10 protein-coding genes are annotated in these 10250 nt (G+C 45.1%); 4 read left to right on the top strand and 6 right to left on the bottom strand.

The genetic code is table 11. The features are described from left to right. The 6 genes from A3756_RS03445 to A3756_RS03420 all read right to left on the bottom strand — a co-directional run. A partial coding sequence (locus A3756_RS03445; RefSeq protein WP_156490233.1) for a DUF484 family protein occupies positions 1–559 on the bottom strand: 559 nt, incomplete at its 3' end. A 153-nt stretch (positions 560–712) separates the two neighbouring features. After that, a complete protein-coding gene (gene dapF, locus A3756_RS03440) occupies positions 713–1543 on the bottom strand; it encodes a diaminopimelate epimerase (protein ID WP_068512859.1) in 831 nt (276 codons plus the stop codon). Between the two features lie 39 nt (positions 1544–1582). Continuing rightward, positions 1583–2836 (bottom strand): diaminopimelate decarboxylase, encoded by a 1254-nt coding sequence (gene lysA / locus A3756_RS03435; RefSeq protein ID WP_068512862.1) that lies wholly within the window; start codon positions 2834–2836, stop codon positions 1583–1585. A gap of 76 nt (positions 2837–2912) precedes the next feature. After that, positions 2913–3098 (bottom strand): lipoprotein, encoded by a 186-nt coding sequence (locus A3756_RS03430; RefSeq protein WP_068512865.1) that lies wholly within the window; start codon positions 3096–3098, stop codon positions 2913–2915. A gap of 135 nt (positions 3099–3233) precedes the next feature. Further along, complete coding sequence (locus A3756_RS03425; RefSeq protein ID WP_068512869.1) at positions 3234–6104, bottom strand: class I adenylate cyclase; 2871 nt, start codon at positions 6102–6104, stop codon at positions 3234–3236. A gap of 45 nt (positions 6105–6149) precedes the next feature. Continuing rightward, positions 6150–6695, bottom strand: coding sequence for a hypothetical protein (locus A3756_RS03420; RefSeq protein WP_068552932.1), 546 nt, complete (start codon positions 6693–6695; stop codon positions 6150–6152). A 257-nt stretch (positions 6696–6952) separates the two neighbouring features. On the opposite strand from A3756_RS03420, the gene A3756_RS03415 reads away from it, so the two are divergent. The 4 genes from A3756_RS03415 to A3756_RS03400 all read left to right on the top strand — a co-directional run. Further along, entirely contained in the window at positions 6953–7960 is a 1008-nt protein-coding gene (locus A3756_RS03415; RefSeq protein WP_068514159.1) for an AraC family transcriptional regulator, read from the top strand. A 148-nt stretch (positions 7961–8108) separates the two neighbouring features. Further along, positions 8109–9314: an alkane 1-monooxygenase gene (locus A3756_RS03410; RefSeq protein ID WP_068514162.1), complete on the top strand. Its 1206-nt coding sequence runs from the start codon at positions 8109–8111 to the stop codon at positions 9312–9314. 22 nt (positions 9315–9336) lie between these two features. Further along, on the top strand, positions 9337–9498 hold the full coding sequence (locus A3756_RS03405; RefSeq protein WP_068509148.1) for a rubredoxin: 162 nt from the start codon (positions 9337–9339) through the stop codon (positions 9496–9498). 411 nt (positions 9499–9909) lie between these two features. Further along, positions 9910–10250, top strand: a 341-nt coding sequence (locus tag A3756_RS03400) for a hypothetical protein (RefSeq protein WP_197481139.1), incomplete at its 3' end; no start/stop codon positions are given.

Below are 10250 nucleotides of genomic sequence, written 5' to 3'. Positions count from 1 at the left end.
CCCCAGACATAGTGAACCGTATTAGTGAAGATAGTATGAGCAATAAAGAAGTAAACGCTGAAGTAAGCCCGCAAACTGCTCGTGTATGATCGAGAATACCGCCTAGCTGCCCCCGAGCCTCATCGATCGAAATGACTTTCACTTCGCTAACAGGGTAGTCACTTGGCTTACCAAACAATAAAATGCTGCTGAAGTCGATATTCGCATCATTTTTGAATGCCTCATTTACGACCATTTCAATCTCATCAAGGCTCTTCACCTCTAACAAGTTTAATAACAGGCGTTTGGTCTTCTCAAAATGAGCATCATTCTCATGCGCAATGGAGATCAGTTCATTAAGCTTGTTTTTCAGCTCATCACGGTGCTCTCTAAATACTTGCACCTGACGCTCCCCTAAAGATATCGCAGCGCCGCTCGCATGAGGTATTTTTAGCTCATTCAACAAGTAATCATGTTGAACAAAGAATTCAGGGTGAGTCTTCAAATACTCAATAACGTCAGTTTCTTGAATACTCGCAGCTTGCGGGCTTACTTCAGCGTTTACTTCTTTATTGCTCATACTATCTTCACTAATACGGTTCACTATGTCTGGGGGAGTCCATTCAAAACTTATATTTATTTATCTGAAATCTATCAGTATTACGATGTGGGCTAAGAGATCACGAATCTAGTTCAAGCCTCACTAAACGCCTATCGCTAACTAAGTGTAGCGCTAAATTCGAATTTTTCCTTCGAAAACAGTCATAGCGGGGCCTTCCATCATTAACGGTGAGCCGACGCCCTGCCACTCAATTTTTAGATTACCGCCAGGCAAGCGAACCTCAACTGGCGATTCCAGCACACCTCGGCTTATTCCAGCGGCAACAGCCGCACACGCACCGGTACCACAGGCCAAGGTTTCACCCACACCTCGCTCGTAAACGCGTAGTTGGATAAAGCGCTTATGTACTATTTCCATAAAACCAACATTCACACGCTCTGGAAAGCGTTCATGCGCTTCAATCAATGGTCCTAAATGCGCAACCTGCTGATCACTCAATTCAGGCACCTGCAAAACAGCATGAGGGTTGCCCATAGACACCGCAGAAATCTGCAAGGGTTCACCATCGACATCGATGCTGTAACTATCTGCTGGAGCATCCGCTGTAAATGGAATACTTTCTGGGTCGAATACTGGTTCGCCCATGTCTACAAGGACGCGACCATCATCATTGACCTTTAACTCAATATCGCCTTTTTTTGTTTCGACCCGAATACTATCTTTGTTGCTTAGCTTCTTCTCGCGCACGAAGACTGCGAAACACCTGGCACCGTTACCACACTGCTCAACTTCTGAACCATCGGCATTAAAAATTCGATAGCGAAAATCAACATCAGGCTTGCCAGGTGGTTCGACCAACAAAAGCTGGTCAAAGCCCACACCTAAATTACGATCAGCCATTCGGCGAATTTGTTCAGGACGAAGGTGAACATGATGGCTGATCATATCAACCACCATAAAGTCATTACCCAAACCATGCATTTTGGTAAAGTTCACCACCATATTGTTTTCTCCCGATACCTAAAATACTCTAAATGCCCACTAAGGCATCAAATTCTCAAGCGCTAGTTGATCATCAATTGTTTCACGCTTACGCGCTAATACGACTTGCTCACCATCTACAACCAGCTCTGCCACACGACCTCTGGAGTTGTAGTTCGAGCTCATTGCAAAGCCATAAGCACCTGATGACATTACCGCGAGCAAGTCGCCCGCCTTAATAGCCAAATCACGATCTTTACCCAAGAAGTCGCCCGTCTCACAAATCGGCCCTACCAAATCATAGTGATGACGCTCACAATCAGAACCCGGCTCTTTTTCTACCCGAATAATATTCTGCCATGCGCTGTATAAAGACGGGCGTAGCAGGTCATTCATCGCCGCATCGATAATCGCAAAGTGCTTATCTTCGTTGTGCTTCAGAAATTCGACCCGTGTTAATAAAACACCTGCATTCGCAGCAATGGAACGTCCTGGCTCCAAAATAACCTTTAGACCTCGATCCCCGATTTTTTCTAACAAAGCGCTGATATAGTCAGCCACTTCAGGTGGCTGCTCGTCATCATAAGTAACGCCTAAACCACCACCCAGGTCAAGGTGCTCGATCACGACCCCTTGTTCTGCAAGCTGATCAACCAAAAGCAAAACTCGCTCTAATGCATCAAGAAATGGTTCCGTTTCAGTTAGCTGGGAGCCGATATGGCAATCAACGCCTATCACCTTTACGCCAGCCAGCTTGGAAGCAGCCTGGTAAATCGCTGGGGCCTGCTCAATGGCAACACCAAACTTATTATCTTTTAAGCCGGTCGAAATATAGGGATGAGTGCCCGCATCAACATCAGGGTTCACGCGTAATGAAATCGGTGCGACTTTGCCCATCTCCAAAGCAACATCATTTAAACGATAGAGCTCTGCCTCGGACTCAATATTGAAGCAATGAACACCCACCTCAAGCGCGCGTTGCATCTCATGTGCTTGTTTGCCGACACCTGAAAAGACCACCTGATCTGCACTACCACCAGCACGCAGCACTCTTTCTAGTTCTCCGACCGAGACAATATCAAAACCGGCACCCTGCTTGGCAAGAATATTCAGTACAGCCAGATTAGAGTTTGCCTTGACTGCATAGCAAACTAAGTTCGCATGCCCTGCAAAGGCTTTTTTATAAGCCTGATAATGCGCCTCAAATGCTGCACGTGAATAAACATAACACGGGGTGCCATACTGTTCAGCGATCTGGCTTAGTGACGAATTTTCTGCATACAACTCGCCATTCTGGTACGAAAAATAACTCATGATTTATAACACTTTTTAATCGCCTGAACCGCTTCAGGCTTGGATAGAATTTGCCAATCACCCAGGATTGCTAAGCTTAGTTCTCAAACTGCTCTTCTGGGGCTCTCGTATCTCGTTTCTTTTTTTCTGCCTTATCGGAAGCAGGACTTTCCACCACTTCCGACTGATTGTGCACAGGCAAATAGAGATCACCCTTTTGGCCACAGCCTTGCACCAGTACCACACATGACATGATAAAAAGAGGCGTAAGTTTTAATCTCATACGTTTACTCACACCTCGAAATAAAGGCCGAAAAAGAATAATTTCCGAAAGGCTCATGGGAAGATACGCGTCAGCTGCCAAAAGGCAGGAATTATAACGAGTTGAAGGGCAATTGACTATTTTTAAGTACAAACCCTAACGAGAAGACTGTTTTTGTATGGCTCGATGCAGAGCCTTGTCAGCCTTTGCAAACCAGCGCAATACTTCCAGGGTTTTCGCCGAATCACTGGATGCTACGCTAAATTGAGATGAGTGATTGCTAAGCAAGACCTCCGACACCATAAGCGGCAGTCGGTCAGATACCTGCTGCTTATTAGCATAATGGATAAGCGCTTCATATTGCTGCTCTCCATGCGCGGCATTACTAAACTCCATACCCTGAAAGCTCAAGTCGCAGTTCGACTGGTAGCCTTCACTGCTAACATGAACCTGTACCTCACTCACTGCACAGTGTGGAATATCTTTCAGCGCCCGTATACGATAACCACCGTCTTTCGCCTTGGTGATTTTATTAAAGCTCACCGTAGGCATTTCACCTCCCAGGCTCATATCTGAGAGCTGCCTTGTTTCCAACATCCGAACCAGGCACTCATTCAATGCAGAAAGTAGTAGCATCTCGTCACGCCCCGTTAAAACCAGGCGCAACAGGCTACCCTGCTCGTCCAATATAATTAACTGATAGGTATCGTGATGCAAAAAGAAAAAAACCTGAATATTACCAGGCATATTGTAGGGTAAAACTGCTGCAACCAGGGTCTCTCCTGGCTGAGCGTATTCATCAAAAATAATTGGGCTATAGTGACGCTGCCCCTGCTTTAAGGCTTTGTAGAGCTCCACCTCATTTGCATAGGAAAAATACCTGAACTGCTCATCAACATACTGAACCACATAGTGACGCCCGCCCATATCGAGAACATAGCGAACAGAGCGGACACGTCCATCTGGAAAAAAAGCTTTCTTGATCGAGGTAAAGACACCTTCAACACGCGAAGCAATAATACTCGCTCGCTGAGGGCAGAAACAAAATACACGTAATTCACACTCGAAGTCACTTTGCTGTGCCAAACAAATCTGCAAATAAGACTGCAGGGTTTGCATCAGGGTATCACCCACTTCAAAACGGTGCGCACTGACTTCATTCCAGCTATTAATACTGATTTGATCTATCGTGCGTACCAGGTTAAAGCGATCGGTACTGTAGTCGAGTGCATCTGTACGATCACTTAAACGCTGCATCCCCCGTTCCGCTAATTCTTCCATGGGGTCTAAACCAACGCTCACAAACAAGACCACCTGTGTAACCTGCGCAGCCTTAACAAAGCTTGCCTGATTCACTGGTGGAAGAGGTACGCTAATACTTTGCTGCAAAGCACGAATCATCTGCTGAACTTCTTGTAGCCTGTAGCCCGTATCACCCGGTACCAGACTTAAGCGAGTGGAGCTATTTACAATGCCGTTAAAATATAGCCATGCAAGTAACTCCACCATCGAAGTAAATTTCTTCAAGGGCACTTCAAACGAAGCATCTGAATCAGTACTTAGATTCCTGTATAACAGCCAGCCGCTTTGCTCACTTGGCATCAACTGAGAGCTGGTATGGTGAATAGCCAGGTTCTCTTCCCATAAGTCCCCGACAATACCCGGATTAACCCGCTCAACCTTACCTGCTTTCTTCTGAAAATTTGCGTATAGCTTTCTGCCCAGGAGGTTAAGGTCTTCAGCGGTAATACTGGAGCGAATACCATGAGTGCGAGCATACTGTGACAAAAACCGATAACAGTAACTCAACTCTGCCACTAAGACTTGGCGCTCGACCAGAACCTCATCAACTTTCCATTTGGCGCGAGAGTCCAGGTACCTGAACTTACTCTCTGACCAACCCCAGGTTCGGACAATTTTTTCCAATAGTTTTCTCTGCCATGAAGGCCCCCTTCCCGATGGGGATCGAGAGAGTTTTTTCGCAACTTTAATGTAAAAGCTCTTCTGAACAATATCGAGCCGTTTATGTTCTTTTCTTTTATTTAAATAAGCTTCGAGACGCTGATAGACAAGAAGATATGGATCCAGATCTTCAATACCTAATTCATCATCATAAACAGCGCGCTTATAAACCTGACTCAAAGTTTCAGCTTCCGGAAGCTCTTGGGCATAAACTTCCGCCAGCAAGATTTTCAGTACTGATTTATAGGGCGAGTCCAGGCCTTTATATAGCTGCCATAGCCCAGCACCTATCAACTCACTTTTAGGAATAAACGCAGCGCTACCAAAATCGAGAACCTCTTGCTGTTTAATAAAACGTTTACTCAACAGGAGATCAACTTTCTCCTCGTATTCTCCTTCTAAATTTGGTGGAATCAGCCACCAAATTGGGTAACGCCCCGCTAATAAAATCGCAGTACGATAAAACTCGTCCAGCAGCAAATAATGTTGTGCAGAACCACTACTTTCTTTATCCATGCGGTTATTCAAGTGCCCAGCCTTAAACTTTTCCGCATTCATCAAAAAAGTATGAAGCTCCAAGCCTAGACTGTTTGCCCAATCATCTATCTTCTTGGCTTTTTCTGCGAGCGAAGCCATAGCGTCTTCGCCCAGGCCAGGGTCAAAGCACAACCATAAGTCCACATCACTCGCTTCAGAGTGCGCTAAGGTTCCAGTACTGCCCATCATGTAGAGAGCATGTATCTGGCTAAGCTGGCGGGAGCCTGACTTAAACTTAAAGGTCTGGCTAAAGGACTTTGCAATACTTAAAGCTGCTTTATCGGGTTGATAAGCCGACACGCCGGCGGGTGCATCTTGCGCGACATAACCCGGCATCAGAGGGTGGTTAACGTGGTAAAGTAAAGGCAATACATAAAGGATATCTTGATGTCGGGAAGACAAGCCCTGTCGACAGCGCTCGAAGCGATCAGCATTGACCTGCAAAAAACGGTTCTTAATGGTCTTTAAGAGTTTCCGGTCGACACCATCTTTATAGTCTGGCGCTAATTTGGTTTTAAATGTGCTCATACCCAGTCTACTACCAGATCCAGAAAGGGCTTATCAGCCATAAAACTAAAATAACTCGATCTCTGATTCCATCAACGAATCTTCCACCACGACCGGCTCACTAACAAAACTAATCTCTTCGGAAAAGAACTCCACTCCGATGTGAAAAGCACAAGCTTCCCCATCTACCTCAATATAACTGGAGAAGCGGGTAGGGCCAGGTTCAATCAAGTCGTTCAACTCAACACCAAAAGACGTCGTCGGCAGCCCCAAGGTAATCTCTTGCTCATGCGACATTAACTTTGTCTTCAAACGCCCGATCAACTGATTGGCCATTTCAGAGATCCAATCTTCCAGGGACTCCTCATCAACGACAGTGATGTTTGGTACCGGATAGGTCATAGCAAGTACAGTCATAGGCAGCTCAAGCGCAAGCGCAAGCTTGATTTCCATATCTTCAGAACCTGCATCGATAAGCGCTACCGGCGCATCTAACCAATCAGCCTCGTTAGCCGGTGACATGTTCACATCACAACTAAGGCTTGCCAGAAGCTCTTTCAAAGAGTCTTCATAAAGAACATGAATATGTTGTGCTACTTCTAGTGATTTCATAACGTTAGCTGTCTGCGCACCTTTCCATTTAAAGCAGGCTATCCCTAGGGACCACTTTCTGAGTTTAATATATTAATATGCGTCGAATAAGCTTAGACCAAGAATAATCACTAAGCCAAAGCACGCTTACAAAAATATCTCAAAATTAAGCGAGTTTAGTACTATAGTTTTTTCATGTAATAATTGTTTATCATTTTCGCGCTAAACAATCGAGCTAGCCCAAAAGCATACTCACAAGAACAACAAGGCAAACAATCTTGAGCGATAACGTACTCTCTTCTATCTCTTACTTGCATCAGTTTATTCGGTATAGCGAAGAGCAAAACCTGGAACTCAATTACTCACACATTACTAACACACTAGAAAAGCATAAGGGGCAGGACTTTATCCCCTTTAACGATTTCAAGGACTTTGTTCATGACATTTATAGTAAGTCCAGTTGTCCATGGCTAGGCCTTCACTTTGCCCAAAAAATTCAGCTTTCCAGCCATGGCAGCTTAGGTTTTGCCGTTTCTCACGGTATTGACTTAGGCGAATGCCTTGAGCTGATTAGCCGCTATTATCAAACCCGCTTGCAAGCCATCGGAATTAACATTCAAGTTAATGGCGAAGATTGCCTTTTAGAAATTAAAGAAACTTGTACATGGGAGCCCATACGAGAATTACTCTACGAAGTTTTACTCGCGTCTTTACTCAACGTTATAGAGTTTGTAATTGGCAAGGGCGTCGAACAGTGCACCGTTTGCTTCCCCTATAAGGCACCCGCATGGCAAGACAAGTACGTAGAGCTACTGCCTTGCTCTGTTCACTTTGACGCTAAGACTGCCGGAGTCACTATCCCAAAGTCTTTACTTAAGATCACCAGCGTTACGGCAAACCCTCGCTCTGTTGAACTGGCGCGCGCACAATGCGACGAAGAGCTTTCTCGTCTGAACCAATTTGATAGCCTTGAACAAAAAGTTGTCTCGCTTGTTGAACAGGCTCACGATTACTCTTTATCGATAGAAGAAATCGCGAGAAACCTGAATATGTCCAAAAGCACACTCGCGAGAAAGCTAAAAACAGAAAATACTTCTTTTAGTAAGGTCATGGCTAACTTACGAAAAGCTCAGGCAAAAAACTTACTACTGAATACCCAATCAAGCATTGAAGCCATTGCACTGACTCTAGGCTATGATGATGCTTCCAACTTTAACCGTTCATTTAAGCGCTGGTTCGATAGCTCACCATCGCAATTCAGACAAGCTCACAAACAGTCCTTATAAGCCAAGATCTAGTCTTTATTGAATCAAAATGACTACTAGTTGAGCCCAAATAACCTGTTTGCGCTAGTCACGCTCTCGTAGAATGGTTTTCATCAAAAGTGCCCACGCACCTAGATTAAACCCTATAAGAAAAACAAGAGAGCGTATTATGAACACTACCGTTTACCCTCAGCAAACTGGCGCATGGATCCGTAGCAAACGCTACTGGTACTTACTCTCTATCCTTACGCCAATGATTCCTTTAGCCTCCGCTTATGCTGCCGTTGAAACCGGTTATGGCCTTTGGCTTTGGTTTACTGTGGTTTTTCTTTACGGCATGCTACCTCTAGCTGATCACGTATTTGGTGAAGACCGCGCTAATCCAGACGACGAACTCGTTTCACAGCTCAAAGACCAAAGCTATTATGTCAATATTATGTATATTGCGACCGCCTTGCACTGGGTTTCTCTCGTTGGTATCGCCTTTGTTGTATCTCAATATAACTGGTCCTGGATCAATATACTCGGCGCTGCACTCAGTGCGGGTATTCTCAACGGCTTAGGTTTGGTTGCAGGTCATGAAATGGGGCATAAAGTGAAAGATAGAAAGCAAGTTGCCGCTGCGAAAGTCATGCTGGCTACCAGTGGTTACGGCCACTTTTTTATCGAACACAATAAAGGACACCACAAGGATGTTGCAACACCAGAAGATCCAGCATCTTCACGCTTTGGAGAGAATATTTACAAGTTTGTAAAAAGAGAGATTCCTGGTGCGTTTCGACGAGCCTGGGGGCTCGAAGCAAACCGCTTGCACCGTTTAGGAAAATCAGAATGGTCTTGGGATAACGAGATTCTGCAACCAGCAGCGCTCACCATTTCAGCCTATACCCTGATGCTTGCCTTTTTTGGCCCGGTTATGATCCCCTTCCTATTAATCTCGGCCGCTTATGGTTGGTGGCAGCTGACATGCGCCAATTATGTAGAACACTATGGATTACTTCGTTTGAAAAAAGAAAACGGCCGCTATGAGCGCTGCCAACCTCATCACTCCTGGAATAGTAATCACAAAGCATCCAACCTGGTTTTATTACACCTTCAGCGACATTCAGACCATCATGCGCACCCTACACGCCCATATCAAGTTCTTCGTGATTACGACGACGTCCCCTCTCTACCTTCTGGCTACCCGCTTATGTTTTTGGTTGCCATGATCCCACCACTCTGGTTTTCAATCATGGACAAAAAAGTCATAGATTGGGCTGGTAATGATATGGACAAAGTCAATATAGACCCAGACTCCAAAGAACTGGTCTACAACAAATATCACCAGCCACCTGTGAGTGATAAAGTCAGCGAAACAGCCGAAGCAGCTTAAGAGACATAAGGAGGTTTAGACCATGAGTCAATTTCAATGCCCTGACTGCGGCTATATATATGATGAAGCTAAAGGTGCCGAGCACGAAGGCTACCCCGCTGGCACTAAGTGGGAAGAGGTTCCTGAAGACTTTCCCTGCCCTGAGTGCTTTGTCAGAGAAAAACCAGACTTCATCGCCCTATAAAGCAATCAACTTACCCGGACAGAGCAATGCCCGGGTATTTCTACAAAAGGCCAAGCTTGATCTATATCAGCTTGGCAGCATAAATAATTTTATTTTAGAGCGAACCCGGAGCTCACACTCGTTCCCATTAATTCACCCACGCGATGCCCAGAACAACTATCACGTTTATCAAGCTGGCACATACACTAAGCAAACGACTGCAGCACCACCACACAACTGTTTACTGGTTTTGACGATCCGTGAACTAGAATTTGTTTAGGCCCTTTTCCTTACCTTTATTTCGCTTTCAATGCGCTCTAATCTAGGCTTGCAAATATTTCGCACAGCAATCGCAAAGGACAATTCACTATGCACCTACTCAACCCAAAGAAGTTTGCTCAAGAATAACCTGACAAAGAAACGCGCGACATCATGCTAAAGACTATCGACTTCTTTGAAGGGCTAGGGCTCGCGAAAACCAAAGCCAATTATGAGAGTCGACGCTGGTACACTGAGTTTCTTGAATTCAACAAGAAGGAACAGATTTTTGCCAAACTACTCACCCCAAAAGGGCTCGGAAAAACTCGCTTCCACGACTATCACTTGGCGTATGATAAATGCGACTTGCCCAACGTCAATATTTTCAAAAAGCAGATAGCCATCTTCAAAAAAATGCTCATGCTGGCCCGCCCAAATAAGATGCAAATTAAGGACATCGACTTTTTACTCATTGTCGGTGAGTTATTTACCTTGGTCGCTTACGGCCAGTTGAT

The sequence above is a fragment of the Oleiphilus sp. HI0086 genome, assembly GCF_001635225.1.
The sequence above is the reverse complement of the archived record's forward strand: the minus strand, read 5'-3'. Positions and strand labels throughout refer to the sequence as shown.